Annotated in this window: 18 protein-coding genes; 3 read left to right on the top strand and 15 right to left on the bottom strand. The window is 41.5% G+C overall.

Annotated features, from left to right (window positions below; translation table 11 throughout):
- Nucleotides 1-112: 112 nt before the first annotated feature.
- Both G1O98_RS08185 and G1O98_RS08180 read right to left on the bottom strand, forming a co-directional pair.
- Nucleotides 113-922, bottom strand: coding sequence for a hypothetical protein (locus tag G1O98_RS08185; RefSeq protein WP_163928328.1), 810 nt, complete (start codon nt 920-922; stop codon nt 113-115).
- 75 nt (nt 923-997) lie between these two features.
- Nucleotides 998-1,192 carry a hypothetical protein gene (locus tag G1O98_RS08180; protein WP_163928326.1) on the bottom strand — a complete coding sequence of 65 codons (195 nt, stop codon included), beginning with the start codon at nt 1,190-1,192 and terminating at the stop codon, nt 998-1,000.
- Between the two features lie 126 nt (nt 1,193-1,318).
- Between G1O98_RS08180 and cobU the strand changes: the two genes are divergently transcribed.
- Together cobU and G1O98_RS08170 are read left to right on the top strand one after the other, a co-directional pair.
- Entirely contained in the window at nt 1,319-1,894 is a 576-nt protein-coding gene (cobU, locus tag G1O98_RS08175; protein ID WP_012411865.1) for a bifunctional adenosylcobinamide kinase/adenosylcobinamide-phosphate guanylyltransferase, read from the top strand.
- Nucleotides 1,895-1,939: 45 nt separating this feature from the next.
- Entirely contained in the window at nt 1,940-2,359 is a 420-nt protein-coding gene (locus tag G1O98_RS08170; protein WP_163928324.1) for a hypothetical protein, read from the top strand.
- 319 nt (nt 2,360-2,678) lie between these two features.
- Here the strand turns inward: G1O98_RS08170 and G1O98_RS08165 are convergent, their stop codons facing one another.
- The 8 genes from G1O98_RS08165 to nuoH all read right to left on the bottom strand — a co-directional run bounded on the left by G1O98_RS08165 (nt 2,679) and on the right by nuoH (nt 10,487).
- On the bottom strand, nt 2,679-3,398 hold the full coding sequence (locus tag G1O98_RS08165; RefSeq protein WP_163928322.1) for a DUF4079 domain-containing protein: 720 nt from the start codon (nt 3,396-3,398) through the stop codon (nt 2,679-2,681).
- Nucleotides 3,399-3,596: 198 nt separating this feature from the next.
- Nucleotides 3,597-5,255 (bottom strand): glycosyltransferase family 39 protein, encoded by a 1,659-nt coding sequence (locus G1O98_RS08160; protein ID WP_163928320.1) that lies wholly within the window; start codon nt 5,253-5,255, stop codon nt 3,597-3,599.
- A gap of 177 nt (nt 5,256-5,432) precedes the next feature.
- On the bottom strand, nt 5,433-6,227 hold the full coding sequence (locus G1O98_RS08155; protein ID WP_163928318.1) for a GNAT family N-acyltransferase: 795 nt from the start codon (nt 6,225-6,227) through the stop codon (nt 5,433-5,435).
- Between the two features lie 417 nt (nt 6,228-6,644).
- Nucleotides 6,645-7,565, bottom strand: a complete 921-nt coding sequence (locus G1O98_RS08150) for an NAD(+) kinase (protein WP_012411870.1) — start codon at nt 7,563-7,565, stop codon at nt 6,645-6,647.
- 6 nt (nt 7,566-7,571) lie between these two features.
- The gene (nuoK, locus tag G1O98_RS08145; protein WP_006199065.1) at nt 7,572-7,877 is read right to left on the bottom strand and encodes an NADH-quinone oxidoreductase subunit NuoK; all 306 of its coding nucleotides are present in this window, start codon (nt 7,875-7,877) and stop codon (nt 7,572-7,574) included.
- A 59-nt stretch (nt 7,878-7,936) separates the two neighbouring features.
- Nucleotides 7,937-8,551, bottom strand: a complete 615-nt coding sequence (locus G1O98_RS08140; protein ID WP_163928315.1) for an NADH-quinone oxidoreductase subunit J — start codon at nt 8,549-8,551, stop codon at nt 7,937-7,939.
- 125 nt (nt 8,552-8,676) lie between these two features.
- Nucleotides 8,677-9,261, bottom strand: coding sequence for an NAD(P)H-quinone oxidoreductase subunit I (gene ndhI, locus G1O98_RS08135; protein WP_094349399.1), 585 nt, complete (start codon nt 9,259-9,261; stop codon nt 8,677-8,679).
- Nucleotides 9,262-9,368: 107 nt separating this feature from the next.
- Nucleotides 9,369-10,487, bottom strand: coding sequence for an NADH-quinone oxidoreductase subunit NuoH (gene nuoH, locus G1O98_RS08130; RefSeq protein ID WP_114083481.1), 1,119 nt, complete (start codon nt 10,485-10,487; stop codon nt 9,369-9,371).
- A 169-nt stretch (nt 10,488-10,656) separates the two neighbouring features.
- On the opposite strand from nuoH, the gene G1O98_RS08125 reads away from it, so the two are divergent.
- Nucleotides 10,657-10,824 carry a hypothetical protein gene (locus G1O98_RS08125; RefSeq protein ID WP_163928313.1) on the top strand — a complete coding sequence of 56 codons (168 nt, stop codon included), beginning with the start codon at nt 10,657-10,659 and terminating at the stop codon, nt 10,822-10,824.
- A 4-nt stretch (nt 10,825-10,828) separates the two neighbouring features.
- Here G1O98_RS08125 and G1O98_RS08120 read toward each other — a convergent pair whose 3' ends face one another.
- From G1O98_RS08120 to G1O98_RS08100, 5 genes are all read right to left on the bottom strand, one after another.
- Nucleotides 10,829-11,965: a citrate synthase gene (locus tag G1O98_RS08120; protein WP_163928311.1), complete on the bottom strand. Its 1,137-nt coding sequence runs from the start codon at nt 11,963-11,965 to the stop codon at nt 10,829-10,831.
- 108 nt (nt 11,966-12,073) lie between these two features.
- Nucleotides 12,074-12,568 (bottom strand): phosphohistidine phosphatase SixA, encoded by a 495-nt coding sequence (sixA, locus tag G1O98_RS08115; protein WP_163928309.1) that lies wholly within the window; start codon nt 12,566-12,568, stop codon nt 12,074-12,076.
- 51 nt (nt 12,569-12,619) lie between these two features.
- Nucleotides 12,620-12,880 (bottom strand): hypothetical protein, encoded by a 261-nt coding sequence (locus tag G1O98_RS08110; RefSeq protein WP_163928307.1) that lies wholly within the window; start codon nt 12,878-12,880, stop codon nt 12,620-12,622.
- Complete coding sequence (locus tag G1O98_RS08105; RefSeq protein WP_163928306.1) at nt 12,877-13,923, bottom strand: hypothetical protein; 1,047 nt, start codon at nt 13,921-13,923, stop codon at nt 12,877-12,879. The genes G1O98_RS08110 and G1O98_RS08105 overlap by 4 nt, the downstream gene beginning before the upstream one ends.
- A complete protein-coding gene (locus G1O98_RS08100) occupies nt 13,920-14,330 on the bottom strand; it encodes a RusA family crossover junction endodeoxyribonuclease (protein WP_163928304.1) in 411 nt (136 codons plus the stop codon). The genes G1O98_RS08105 and G1O98_RS08100 overlap by 4 nt, the downstream gene beginning before the upstream one ends.
- Nucleotides 14,331-14,392: the final 62 nt, after the last annotated feature.

Genomic DNA, 14,392 nt, shown 5'->3' with positions numbered 1-14,392 from the left:
TTTGGGATTTTAGATAAAAATCTTAAATCCAACACATACCTGCTGAGAGTTAATCTAAACCAAAAATTACCGACCCACCAACCGAGTTTCTTCGGAAATAATCTTTAAAACTTCACGTTTGTTGAATATGACTGTGTAAAACTACAAGTGTTTGGGCCAGTTGACTCAGGCGGGTTTCTAAAGATTGCTTGCGCCCCAAAAGTTGACGTAACTTTTGGTAACGTGCGATCGCCATACTAACATTGGGAACCTGATCTGCTGGACATGGGCGCGACCAGACTTTACCAGCATCGTCTACACCACAGAGGCGGTAGCCAGTAATCGATGATTTATAAGATACTTTCCCACCAGTAGCGCAAATTTCTTCTACGTAGTTCATCAGGCGGTCAACTTCTGCATGGCGTAGTGTTGCGGTTCCTCCCGGTTCTGGTTCGCTGGGATTAGATTCTAACCAGCCATTCACAATTGGCCCTTCTAAGTAAATATCCTGAATTTGGTTCAAAATATTTTGCAGTTCTATTTGCCAACCCGCGACAGTTTCCTGAATTTCTTGTAATAGATTCATCGCCAATGCTGGATTTGCTCCGTGGCGATGGTTACTAAAACTCGGAGTTTTTAACTTGGGTAAGCTGGGCGCTTTGCCACCATTCTCTTGTGTTTGAAAGGTTTGCACAGAGTCATGGTGAGGAAAGAAATTCTGTTCAGGAGGATAATCGCTCTCAGTATCTACGCCCAATTCAACTGTTTGTTCTTCCTGAGATGATGGAGTTTGTGTACTTTCTGCGGATTCGTTGGCTCCGACACTGATTCTAAAAGAAAAAGGCCGTTTTGTTGTCGAATCAACTGCTTCGGCGGCAGAGGCAGTGCCGCGATTCCCTAAATCGTGTAGAGTTGCTTCTATGCGTTTTAAGCCTGCGTTCATAAAGACATCCTAAAATTTTGCTGTCCCCAATGGTATTGAAGAAGAGGCAGGGGGGCAGGGAGCAGGGGGGATAATTCAGATGGGAATTCGACCCAATAGAACTAGAACCACACTTGGTTGTTGTGGGGGAATCAGACCCATGTTCTGCTTCACTCCACAGCAGGGAGCAGGGATCATTTTCCCTTGCTCCTTTTCCCCCTGCCCCCTGCCTCTTGTTGAATCATTAAGAATGGGGTTGTTGGGATTTTCGGCTTTTGCCAGTTGTGACATCAATGATGTTGGTGCTAATTTTATCCCTTAAAAGTTATTTGAAACCAAAAATCTCGCCGATAAAGTAAAAACTGTGGCCATAAATTGCAACTAGCTACTTATTGTTAAAATACTCAGAAAACAACTTTGGGTAAAATCATCTTGGTAACAGGGCCAGCACGATCTGGTAAAAGTGAATGGGCGGAAACTCTGGCTATGGAGTCAGGGAAAGCAGTTGTTTACGTAGCAACAGCGACTGATAACACAGATGACCAGGAATGGCATCAACGTATTTTAGAACACCAACAACGCCGTCCTCAAGACTGGGTAACTCTATCCGTACCTATAGAACTGTCTGCTACTCTCGCCGATGCCAAACCCTATACCTGCCTTTTAGTGGATTCTTTAGGAACTTGGGTTGCTAATCTCTTAGAGGAGGACGAATCTAGCTGGGAAAATATCGTTGTAGAGTTATTAGAGACAGTGGAGCTAGTTGCTGCTGATGTGCTGTTTGTAGCAGAAGAGGTAGGTTGGGGTGTGGTACCAGCTTATCCCCTTGGAAGGATGTTCCGCGATCGCTTGGGTTCTTTAGTGCGCCAACTAGCTGCCCTTAGTGAAACTGTTTATTTAGTAACTGGTGGTCATGTTCTCAATCTTAGTGTCCTTGGTTCGCCATTGCCAACCAAAGAGGATACTGGAGTATTCAGAAGTCAAGATTCTTAACTATTGATTCAAATTAATCCAAAATCTAAAATCTAAAATTGTCTTATGGCAACCAAACAAGAAGTTAGAGGATACCTTGCCTACTGGTTTCAGTTGGGTAAGAAAGTGATTACGGGCAACGGGAAGGCAAGCATTTTGCCCAAATCGGTGCTAAATGGCGATCGCTATAGTGAAGAATTTGAAGAGTGCTGGCAGAAAATGATTGCGCCTGAATCAGGTGATTGTCATTTAGAGGGTACGCAAGAAACCATTGCTGAATTGTTGACACCAGCATGGGATATGGTTCCTTGTGGTCGTTGCAGTATGCCAGTAGCCGCGCGAAACGTCGGGATGCCGGCATTGTTATGTCCCTGTAATAGTTTACCTAACTGGCCTAATACAGAACTGCCAGCACCACGAGAGCCAATTAAGACTCAAGATCAACTTAAAACAATTCGCGATCGGCTTGTAGATAATATTGCGTGAACTACCCCACCGCATTGCGGATAGGGAATTCCTCGATTCAGTTAAAAAAGAAGCAAGGGGGCAGGGAGCAGGGGAGACAAGGGGACAAGAGGTGAGAAGTTGAAACAAGTCTTTCCCCTTGTCCCCAATTCTCCTTGTCCCCAAACCCTCTTGCCCATGCCCAATTCCCAATGTCTCATTGACCTTGCCTCTTCGTTGAAGAAGAATCCAGAATCCAGCAATCTTTGAGTGGGGGATTCAAACCCGCCACTAAATTTTGGACTGCTGAATCTTAAGATATAGAGAAATTGAATAATAGATTTATTGAAAATCTCTTAGTTCACTTTGGTGGTAAAGAATTTGGCATTAGACAAGTTTTATTAGCAAAATCACACTGATAAATATAGGATTCTTGCCAACTTAAGGGAATTTCTAATAAATCTCGCGTTCCTGTCATACCTTGTCCAATAAATAGCAACAAAGCAATGCAGTTTAAAATCGTATGAACTATCCGCCAGCGATTGGATTTATCTTGATAAATATCTTGAACAATAGCTAACGAAAAAATCATTAGCAGTGCTGCGGTAATACCAATATAATAATGTGACCAATACCACTCATTGGTACGGCGAAATACTCCATCTTGACAGCCTAATATGACTAAGCCTGCACTAGTTAAAGTAGCAAAAGCTGCCCGCCACACTCGCGGCTTTGCCCGATAAAGAAATACTAAAGAGGCGATAGTAGCAGCTAATATTAATAGGATAAAAACAACTTGAAAAGGTGTTTTATTCCATAATTGATTGTTAATAATATTTTTGCCAATAGGATAGCTTAATCCGATTAAAGTTAATCCGACAACCGCACTTGTTAGTCTTTCACCTAATTGCTTATGTTCTACACCCACTACTGGAGGAATTTTGCTCTTACTCCCGGCTAAAATTTGCAATCTGCGTTGACGTGTTTGCCAAGCAAAATTAATCACTGTCCCAATGAGTGGAAACACGAATATGATTGTGATCGCTGGATGTAAAAGACCAAGAAAATCTGCTATTCCCATACAACACCTTTAAATTAATCATCAAATTAATCTCAACTGACAATTTAAAGCATCGTAGTACCACTTAAATTAATTTTAGATAAGAATCTGGTGAATATTTATTTTTGTTATTTTTAGCTATTTTTAAGCAAGTAAAAATTTAAATATCTTTGAAACAATTAAGTATCTAAAAACTAAACTTTTCTCATAACCTGATAGTCAATGAGCAGATAATTTCGTCTTGCGGAGAATATCACGTTGGCGTACACTGCGAGGTTTAGCTAATTTCCAAACCGAATAATATTTGTCACTATAAACAATGTCTGTTTTTAAATTATATTTTTTTTCTATCGTTTCGCGCCAAGTGTCTGAAGGATTGAATAAAAAAACATCAGCAAACCTATCAGGAATTTTAGGAATTTTTTGATTTTGAACCAATAGAAATTGTACCTTTGGCTCCAAAAGATAGCTCAGAGAAAAGACATTTCCATAATTATTACCCAAAGCATCACTAATCAAAAGTGGGCGAGTGGTCAGATTGATGATTTGGGCAACTTTGGGATTGCCATAGCTTATACCCTTATTCCACCAAGTTTCTGCTTGAAAATTAACCTTACAAGAGATTAAACCACAAATAATTACCAATCCGACGATCGCATACCCAAGATTCTGGCGTGACACGCTCTCATTATATATTTGTGTACCTAGTAAATAAGCAACAGCTACTTGAATCCCTAAATAAGATGGTATGAAATATGGTTCAGATGATTGTATACCCTCAACCATTAAATCTGGCAGTATTAGAGGCAGTGCTGGCACGACAATTAATATAATAATAAATAACCAAACTTTATAGTTAGTTCTTTGGCAAAGGAAATAAATTGAATATCCTACAAATATGAAACAAGTTAATGTAATTAAATAGTTAAATTGATTATCTGAACTAAGATTTATATCAAAAAATATTCGGCTTAATTGCATCAACAAAAATTCAAATCTAGGCATCAAAGATGACTGTGGTGTTGCCTTATCTGCTGAAATCAAAAATTGGAAAAAATCACCTATCACAACCACGAGCCAAGGCATGAAGGCTAAAAAACCTATCAATGATGCTAGAAGATAAGTTCTGACAGTTGAAGAGAACTGGAATCTGGCGGTAGTAATAACATAAATTCCGTGAGCAACTGCGACAAATGCACTCCAAAGAAATGTATAAAGACTGATTGCCAAAGTTACTGCATAAATACTCCAGATAGTAAATATTTCTGGCTGTTGTCGTTGTTTTGCTAGCTGATCTTGATCTTGTGATTCCAGGCGTATTGCTCGCAGCAAAGAAGCGCTAGATAGTAATATGGTGACTAACCAGAGAATATATTCTTGTGCTTCTTGGGCGTATACTAGTTGAATTGGAGAAATTGCCATAAGTGCGATCGCTACACCAGGAACCAATAGCGGCACATTAAATAATTCTCGACATAGCCAATAAACACCAGGAAAAACCAGCAAACTGATCAAAGCAGATAAACTTCTGATTGCCGTCACCGAATTACCAAAAATTTCCAACCACAATCTGGCTATTATGTAATAAAGCGGTGGATGCAAAGAATCTTCTTTAGCCAAAGTCATGATTGTGTCATTCAAGCTTTTTTTATTTACCCCTTGAAACTGAGCAAAACTTTCTTTGCCAATGACACTACCATTAAATAGTTTGTTTTGTGCTTCAGTTCTTGTATAACCAGAAATTCGCAATGAGGTATAGGTTTCATCATGGGAGTAAACCTTGGTATCAAGGTTAAAAAAGCGAAACAATATACCCATTGTCAATAATAAAATAATTAAAAATCGCAACCAACTCGGAGCAAATTTGAGGTGGCGCATAAGTGTTTTTCCCAATATTTTGTCTAAAATAATCCAGTCAGGCGCACTACTAGATGAAGTGTCGCAGCTACGCCCATCATCATAATTCGTAATTCGTAATTCGTAATTCGTAATTACGAGTTATATCTAAGTCTGTTCATTACACATCCCAAGGGATGTTAGGACTAAAGATAATTTTTACAATATTTGATAACGCCATCTAGCAAAATCTTTGGTATTAGATATGGTTAAAAAATCAATAGTTTTAAAGTGTCGATCGATAGCGGGAATACTGCATATTTTAGCTCCAATATTCAAGTATGCCTGCAAAATTTTAGGAATTTCCACATTATACGAGTCTGGACAATTTTGGGGCAGTTCTAGACAAGATTGTGAATTTGGATAAACTAAAATACTTGGATGCATCAAGCCATTGTTCTGAAAATAATTATAAGTGCAAATAGCTTGCGAAGGAGATTGCGTTAGTAATGATGCACAGCCAAAGAAGTATTGATTTTTACTCCAGATCAGATAATTTGCTAGCCCTTTCCATAATAGTAAAAGTGCCTGACTGTTGCGATATTCTTTAGCTATACATGCACGCCCAACTTCAACTGATGCCTGAAGCACAGAATTAGGAATTCCATTCAGATTAAATATATCGGCAGCATCAAAGCCTAGTCTTTGAGAAGCCATTGTATAGGTTTGCATCCGATAAGTTCCAATGGTTTTACCCGTTTGTTTGGAAATCATGATTAAATGATGGCAAACCGCATCAAACTTATCTATATCCATCTGCGTAAAGTTAGAAGCAGAAAATCCCAAGCCTAGTTCTAGATTAAAAACTTCAAAGCGTAACCGAAAGATTGATTCTAATTCTTCTTCGGTTGAAGCCAGTCGTAGGGTATATTTTTCAGTTTGAAGTATGGGAAAATCTTCAAAAGAGGGAGGAGGATTCAGTGAGTAATTGATGTTGCATCCAGAAACTTCCATCTATCTTCCTACTTAGATTTGCGAAAATATCCTACTATGATTTAGGCACTATACAAATAGCTCACATTATGCATTAATGTGTCGAAGCGTGATTGAGACAGTTTTCGATAAAATAACCTCTAGAGAGCTTTCTTGCTCTTTTGGATTAGAGGTATAGTGCTTTTATTATGGACATTAATTACTAAAAAATCTGGCAATAAGATACAAAATTTTCCTTTGATATAGGCTATAAATACAAGTCAAATAAAAGGACAAGGAGATAGACTTTTGCCATAAGTCTCAGCAGAATGGGGAAAGCCCCTAGATGAATCTAGGGGCTTGGATGGTTTTGGTTGCGTAGGCGTAGCCCGTCGTAGACATCGCCTACAGCCGGCAGCGCGATCGCAATCTGCGATAGATGCACTCTAAAATACTTAATTAATTACGGTGATTATTGTTGTAATGAACCCTTGTACCAGCCCAAAGCAACTTCTCCCGTAGCGTCTGATAGTAGGAATTGTTCTCGCGCAAAATAATAAATTTAGCCCGACACTCTGCCATCCGCACATCAACGCGGTGTCCAGGCCAAATAGAAGTCCCTAACACCCCATCTGTCCACAGTTTGGTACTCAAATCGTAATCCCCCAAAGGCCAAATACTCACCACAGAGCCAGGGGGTAAAACGAGTGGGCGACTAGAAAGGCTCATTGCACAAATGGGAGTGATGGTAAGCGCCTCCATACCATCGTGCATAATCGGACCATTAGCAGAAACGGTATAACCTGTGGAACCTGTGGGAGTGGAAATAATCAACCCATCCCCGACGTATTGATCGACTACCTCACCATCGATTTCCATTTCCAGAATTGAGGTAATCATTCGGTCAGCAGAGGCGGGTTTGACACAAAATTCATTCAAAGCCAGGTAACGCTCACTCACTGGTTCTAAATTAGACCCGTGACCCTCATACACCGCAGCTTGTAACATCATTCGTCGTTGGATAGCATAGCGATCCTCAAACAGCCGATCCCAAACTTTCTCTGTATCCTGAAACTCTTCCACCGACTCAGTTAAAAACCCCAGATGACCTCCCACATTCACTCCCAGAATAGGGATACCAGCTGGGGCTAAATGTCTGGCACCAGTTAAAACAGTACCATCGCCACCGAGTACCAAAGCGAGATCGATTGGTTGAGCCGCCGAAGCCAAAAAGACTGGATAAGGGTTGTCTTTTGGCCCACTTGGCCCCATCAACACCTGGCACTCGCGGCTTTCTAGTTGTTTAGCACAGATTTCTGCCCATTGTTTACTCCGGGCATCCCGCGCTTTATAAGCAATGATTACCTGCTTGAGTTGCACGCACAGTTACCACTTCAGGAGATTGAACTGCTCCATATCGACGGTATCGCGGTTGCGATAAATGGCAAGCACGATCGCTAAACCCACCGCCGCCTCGGCCGCGGCCACGGTAATCACAAATACTGTGAAAACCTGACCCTTAATTAATGTTGAGTCGAGGAAGTTGGAAAATGCCATTAAATTCAGATTAACAGCATTGAGCAGTAATTCAATTGACATCAGCACCCGCACAGCGTTGCGGCTAGTAATTAAACCGTAGATGCCGATGCAGAATAAAGCTGCTGCTAGTAATAAAAAGTACTGGAGTTGCATGAATCTGAGTATCCCTCCTGAAAAAGCTGGCTGTTTATCTGCGAATGAAGTCGCAAATATTACTCTTTTGTTTCGCTGGTTGTTGATACCAATTCTCTGGGGCGTTCTTGTAAAGTCAAAACAGTTTGCCCCACATTGGATCGTGTCAGTTGATCTGGCAAATACTCACGACGGGCCAAAATAATTGCTCCTACCATTGCTATCAGCAGCAAAATGGAAGCCAGTTCAAAAGGTAGTAAAAAGTCAGTGAAGAAATGCTCTCCAATCACAACTATTGAGCTTTCACCACCCACTACAGGAGTAGTTGAGTAAGCCCAAGGAGTAGCCAGCACCATTGTACTTAAAAGACCAAACAATCCTACACTGACTAGACCAGTAAGTAATTTACGCACCCAAGAGTTGGGAAATGCAACAAAATCCTGACGCTTGTTCACCAACATAATGGCAAACAAAATCAGCACGTTAACCGCCCCAACATAAATTAGTATTTGTGCAGCGGCAACAAAATCACCATTTAGCAAGAGGTAGATTCCCGCCATACTGATGAACACACCCCCCAGCATAAAGGCAGAATAGACAATGCTAGAGAACAGCACCACACCAATGGCTGCCCCAATCATCATCACGCCCAGTATGCCAAGTGATACTAACTGTACTCCTTCTGCTAGATTCACTGTTTTTTGTCCTTAGTCATTGGTCATTGGTCATTGGTCATTAGTCATTGATCATTGGTCATTAGTCATTAGTCATTGGTTAAATAACAAAGGACAAATGACAATGGACAAATGACAAATTACATTTATTTTTCTGTTTGTTCTACTAGGTCTTCTGGACGCGCACCTGCACGTGGTGCATCTGCGGGCAGTCCGTGGGGTTCGAGGACACCCTTGGGTAGGTAAACTAGTTCGCGCAGTGGTGTAACCATTGGGTCATCTGTTACTTTATAGGGCAGACGACCTAGGGCTACGTTGTCATAATTCAATTCATGGCGATCGTAAGTGGCAAGCTCATACTCTTCTGTCATGGATAGACAGTTAGTGGGGCAAAATTCCACACAGTTACCGCAAAAGATACAAACTCCAAAGTCGATACTGTAGTGGTTGAGTTTTTTCTTTTTGCTGGCTTTGTCGTATTCCCAATCGACTACAGGTAGGTTAATTGGACAAACGCGAACGCAAACTTCGCAGGCGATGCACTTATCAAATTCAAAGTGAATCCTACCGCGAAACCGTTCGCCAGGAATCAGTTTCTCGTAAGGGTACTGTACAGTAATCGGTCGCCGCCGCATGTGGTCGAATGTGACAGAAAGCCCCTGACCAATGTAACGTGCAGCTTGTACCGTTTCTTTGGCGTAATCACCAACTTGTTTCAGAAACTTGAGCATTTTTGGTTCACTCTCTCTTTTTAAGCTATCAGCGTTATTTATCCCTTGTCCTTTGTCCTTGGTCATTAGTCATTTGTAGAAATGACTAATAACTAATGACTAAATGACTAACCACCAAAAGCGAAGGGAAAGGCTAGTTTCAGAGCGGCGGTTAATAGAAGATTAACCAAACCAACTGGCAACAAAAACTTCCATCCTAAATCTAACAGTTGGTCAATCCGTACCCGTGGCACTGTCCAGCGCAACAGAATGGCGACAAACACTAGTAAATAGGCTTTGAAGACGGTCATCGTGATTCCCAAAGAAGCAGTTACTATCTGGAACACGGGATTTAATTCACTGACTCCCAGCCAACCAGCAATGAGGTTGAGGGGAATAGGAAAGTCCCAACCGCCCAGGTAGAGAATTGCTACTAGTAAGGATGAAAGGATCAAGTTAACGTAGGAACCCAGGTAGAACAGACCGAATTTCATGCCTGAGTATTCAGTCTGATAACCTGCGACGATTTCTTCTTCCGCTTCAGGTAAGTCAAAGGGTAATCGTTCGCATTCAGCTAGAGCGGCTATCCAAAAGATCAGAAAACCGATTGGTTGTCGCCAAATGTTCCAACCCAGAATGCCGTAGCCAGATTGTTGATTGACAATATCAACGGTGCTGAGGCTGTTAGACATCATAGCGATCGCTAACACCGCCAGCGCCAAAGGAATTTCATAGCTAATAGATTGCGCTGCTGCCCGCAAGCCCCCTAAGAGGGAGTATTTGTTATTAGATGCGTAGCCAGCCATCAGCAAGCCAATGGGTTGAATGCTTGACAAGGCAATCCACAAGAATACGCCCATGCCCACATTGCTAATAACGATATTCTGCCCAAAGGGAACGATCAGGAACGACAGAAAAACCGGAATTACAACAATAATGGGGCCGAGAGTAAACAGCCAGGGGTCAGACTTAGCTGGTACTATATCTTCTTTAAATACCAGCTTCAAACCATCAGCTACAGGTACCAGCAACCCAAAAGGCCCCTGGTATTCTGGCCCAATTCGCTGCTGTGCGGAGGCGGAAATTTTCCGTTCTAGCCAAGTAGCAACTAATACCCCCACTGTTGCCCCAATCAGCATCAGTATCATTGGCAGGGGCATCCAAATCGCTTTGGCTGTTCCTGCTGGTATACCTAAATCCCGGAGGGATTCAATAAAAGTTCCTTGGAGGTCAATTCCTGAGTTCATGTTTCCGCTCTTTAAGACATCGAGTCATGGTGAATTACAACTATTAGTTAAATTAATACCTGTAAATTCACCCATTTTTAATTTTTGCCCAGATGATACTTGATTGAAGATTTGTCGCTAATTCCCATGCCTAGTATATCCTTGGATGGTTTTAGCCCTCTGAAGCGATATGAGAACTTCTACTTATGGTTGGCATTGGGATTGGCTATTCAAGGGACAAGGGGAGCAGAGGGAATGGGAGCAGGGGGCAGAGGAGCAGGGGGCAGAGGGGAAAGAGGTAATTTTTAATCTATGCCCAATGCCCAATGCCCCATGCCCAATACTCAATGCCCCATGACCAATTACCGTTGGTCAATGGGAGTATAAGTAACTTCGTGCAAACCGTTGTAAACCTGGGTAGGACGGAAAATCCGGTTTTCTGCTAGTTGTTCTTTCCAGTGGGCTAGCCAACCAGCAACGCGAGCGATCGCAAATATTGGTGTAAACAAGTCTGTAGGAATTCCCATCTTCCTATACACCAAACCTGAGTAAAAGTCAATATTAGGGTAAATCCCTTTGCTGCCGAGTTTTTCTCCTACCACTCGTTCCATTTCTTGAGCAATGTCATAGAATTTGTCATAGCCAAACTTCTCAAATAGTTGCTCTGCTAGACCTTGTAAAATTATGGCTCGTGGGTCTTTTACTTTATACACACGATGTCCAAAGCCCATAATCTTAGATTTAGTTTCTAGACAATGCTCTATGTAAGGACGGACATTTTCTACAGAGCCAATTTTTTCCAACATCTGAATTACTTCTTCATTAGCTCCACCATGCAGGGGCCCACCCAATGTTCCCACAGCACTAGCAACCACAGCGTAAGGATCAGTTAAGGTAGAAGCTGTCACCCTAGCACTGAAGGTAGAAGCATTCATTGTATGCTCGACTTGAAGTATCAAGCAGATATCAAAAATCCGCGCCATTAAAGGATCGGGTTCTTTCTCATCAAGCATGTATAGAAAGTTGGACGAATAGTCTAAGTCATCACGGGGACGTACCGGGTCATTGCCTTTTCGCATCAGTTGGAACGCCGCCACCATCGTCGGAATGGTTGCTATCAGGCGCACCACGGAATCTCGAATGTAGGCAGGATTATGTAAATCCCGGAGTGAATAAAACAAACCTAAAGCAGCAGCAGAGGCTTGTAGGGCATCCATTGGGTGGCCGCTTTCTGGAAAGCATTTCATCATGTCCCGAATGCGGTATTTTATCCGCCGGTGGTAACGAACTTCATGCTCAAATCCTTCCAGTTCTTCCTTGCTTGGCAGTTCACCCCAGATTAAAAGATAAGCAGTTTCTAGGAATGTACTTTTTTCTGCTAGTTCTTCAATCCGGATGCCACGATATTCTAGTATTCCTTTTTGCCCATCAACATAGCTGATACTTGATTGAGCGGCGGGAATGCCTTCTAAACCAGGCTTGTATTCGCACACCATCATGGCACCACCATTTGCTTTTTGAAATATCTGATCAAGCTAACTTACCAGAAATTTATTGTCGCCATAACAGTAGCCGTTCTAACAACAATCGAAAATGTTGAAAAACTGTTACAGCAGGTACTTGGGTTGTGTCAACCAAAACATCTGACTCCGACCCAGAGGAGAACCTGTTTCTGGTAGTTTTATCCCAATCATACCTGCTTTTTTCAAGACTAAGTTTTCTTTGACTTCTCCCCACAGGAGAATTTCTGCCCAACTGGTCAAATCAGGTTCGTGTCCAACCAGCGCCAGTTGGGTATTTTGGGAATAATTTCTCGGTTTTAACCAGTCTTTTAGCCAATTAGAAATTTGACCATCGTGGGCGAGGTGGCTAGATTCCTCTAACTGAGAGCTTAGTTTTTCTGCTATCAGGATTTCAGCGGTTTGGCGGGCTCGCACTAAGGGGCTGGTGAGAATCAAATCAAAGCTTAAACCCAATTTAACAAGTTTCTGGGCAACTTTCTCAGTTTTTTGCCTTCCTTCTTTGGTAAGGCTGCGTTCCTCATCCTTGATGCCTAATCCCTTGGCTTCGGCGATGCCATGACGAATTAAGTATAGTTCCATACTTTGTATTATGAGTGATCGGTTAGGCTGCTCTTAGGCAATCTTAAAACGCTATTTACCACTTAGCAATTTGTCATACTCTGGATGTGACCCAATCCAAAACCATACAAAATTTTCATCTTCTTTTACAGCAAGCGCCCGATAATATATACCAATACGCACTGACCAAAACTGACCAACTTTTTTAAAATGCAATGATGGATATTTGGGATCTTCCCGAAGAAACTCATAACATCGATCAGCAAGCTCTTGGATATCAATTGGTAACTGGCGATAGTAATACCAAAAATCAGGGGTTGCTCGATGTTTCACAGGTCAGTACAACGCCCTTCTCGGAGATGTTTGAGTGCTTTCTGTGCCAATACATCTAACCGACCAACAGCCACATCTTTTTCAATCTGTTTATCCCAGGCTGCTGCATCGAATTCCGCAAACCAGGTACGAAATGCGGCGAGATCCTCTGGCGAAAGTAGACTAACAGCGAATTCGACGTTTATAACCTGTTCGTCGTTTACGTTTAATTCCTTCTTTAGTTTCTCATTTCTTATTAATTCTTGCGCTAAAAGAAGGCTTGTCTGATTGATTAAATTTCTCCTTAATTCTTCTCGTTTATCCAAGGATGCTGCATCGAATTCCGCAAACCAGGCACGAAAAGCAGCTAGATCCTCTGATGAAAGTTGACTAATAGCGAGTTCGACTGTCCATTTTCCTAATAATTCACGAACCAAATTGTCAAAATTATGTACAACTGGCAAATTTAGGTTTTCAATATATCCGTGAGCAAGACGATTCCAAACTTCAAAACAAGCTTGAGCAAGGTCAAATTGAGAGATTGATAACTCTCCCAAGGAGTACAGATGTCTTAGTAATCCTATAACGGGGAAACGTTCAATAGGAATTGACACATCGACTGCTCGCTTTCTTAAAGCCCCCTCAAATATACTCCACATCAAAAGAAAAGCAGGCTCAATTTCATCATTTTCAATAAGCTTATGTGCTTGGATAAACCGATCGGTTAGCTCTTGCCATGAAGGAAATTGTTCGGATGTTCCAGGTAAGGACTTGGCTTCTATGTCTTCAAGCGTTACCAATAAAAAATGCCAACCTGGATGCGTACTAACTTCCTCTGCTAAAGCTTGTAAACGATCAATCGACAGACGGTTGAGGCTGTTTTTTACTTCAATTACCAAACCCGAACCGTCTTTAATAGCAATTAAATCTGGCTGGTAGTTACCCAAATCAAATGGTAATTCATCTGTTTTGAGTTCAGTTAAAACATGAAATCCTTGACTTTCGTACTTCTCTGCCAGAGATTTCACTTTTTCATCATATAGAATTTTAGTATTGTTAGTCATAAGTATTTTTCCAATGGTTGAGATTCACTTACTTTCACATAAACACACTCTTGACCTGTGATGACAGCACGCTGTAATAAGGAAGGTAGACTTTTAATCTCAATTGGGTCAGACATAAACCGACGATGGCTTTCTACATCTGATACCAAACTATCATCTTCAAAAACTAAGCCTACAAGTGCATCCTGAATCGGCTTGATAATATTATCGGTATCAGCCGGAAAATCATCACAAAGATAAACTAGCGTCAGTTGTAAATCACCTTGCTTAATAACGCTGCGATCTTTCCAAAGTTTTCGAGCTTCAACGCGCACAAAATTCTTCCATGCCTGAAGGTTTTCTTTTTTCTTTGTCTGTAACGAAACAGGTCGTCTGGGAATGACAAATTCAAAAGGTATTATTCGCATCCCAAGTGCATATCTTTATAATTAGTTAACAAAGTTACAGCAATTTTCACAGATGATTACTT

The organism is Nostoc sp. UIC 10630 (assembly GCF_010747425.1).
Taxonomy (GTDB): Bacteria; Cyanobacteriota; Cyanobacteriia; order Cyanobacteriales; family Nostocaceae; genus Nostoc.
The sequence above is the reverse complement of the archived record's forward strand: the minus strand, read 5'-3'. Positions and strand labels throughout refer to the sequence as shown.

Excerpts from the sequence above, each read along its gene's own strand:
- nuoH (WP_114083481.1), bottom strand. The coding sequence starts at position 10,487 with ATGAACTCAGGAATTGACCTCCAAGGAACTTTTATTGAATCCCTCCGG.
- G1O98_RS08185 (WP_163928328.1), bottom strand. The coding sequence starts at position 922 with ATGAACGCAGGCTTAAAACGCATAGAAGCAACTCTACACGATTTAGGG.
- G1O98_RS08170 (WP_163928324.1), top strand. The coding sequence starts at position 1,940 with ATGGCAACCAAACAAGAAGTTAGAGGATACCTTGCCTACTGGTTTCAG.
- G1O98_RS08125 (WP_163928313.1), top strand. The coding sequence starts at position 10,657 with ATGAGAACTTCTACTTATGGTTGGCATTGGGATTGGCTATTCAAGGGA.
- G1O98_RS08155 (WP_163928318.1), bottom strand. The coding sequence starts at position 6,227 with ATGGAAGTTTCTGGATGCAACATCAATTACTCACTGAATCCTCCTCCC.
- G1O98_RS08180 (WP_163928326.1), bottom strand. The coding sequence starts at position 1,192 with ATGTCACAACTGGCAAAAGCCGAAAATCCCAACAACCCCATTCTTAAT.
- G1O98_RS08165 (WP_163928322.1), bottom strand. The coding sequence starts at position 3,398 with ATGGGAATAGCAGATTTTCTTGGTCTTTTACATCCAGCGATCACAATC.
- nuoK (WP_006199065.1), bottom strand. The coding sequence starts at position 7,877 with ATGCAACTCCAGTACTTTTTATTACTAGCAGCAGCTTTATTCTGCATC.
- G1O98_RS08100 (WP_163928304.1), bottom strand. The coding sequence starts at position 14,330 with ATGCGAATAATACCTTTTGAATTTGTCATTCCCAGACGACCTGTTTCG.
- G1O98_RS08120 (WP_163928311.1), bottom strand. The coding sequence starts at position 11,965 with ATGATGGTGTGCGAATACAAGCCTGGTTTAGAAGGCATTCCCGCCGCT.
- ndhI (WP_094349399.1), bottom strand. The coding sequence starts at position 9,261 with ATGCTCAAGTTTCTGAAACAAGTTGGTGATTACGCCAAAGAAACGGTA.
- G1O98_RS08105 (WP_163928306.1), bottom strand. The coding sequence starts at position 13,923 with ATGACTAACAATACTAAAATTCTATATGATGAAAAAGTGAAATCTCTG.
- G1O98_RS08160 (WP_163928320.1), bottom strand. The coding sequence starts at position 5,255 with ATGCGCCACCTCAAATTTGCTCCGAGTTGGTTGCGATTTTTAATTATT.
- sixA (WP_163928309.1), bottom strand. The coding sequence starts at position 12,568 with ATGGAACTATACTTAATTCGTCATGGCATCGCCGAAGCCAAGGGATTA.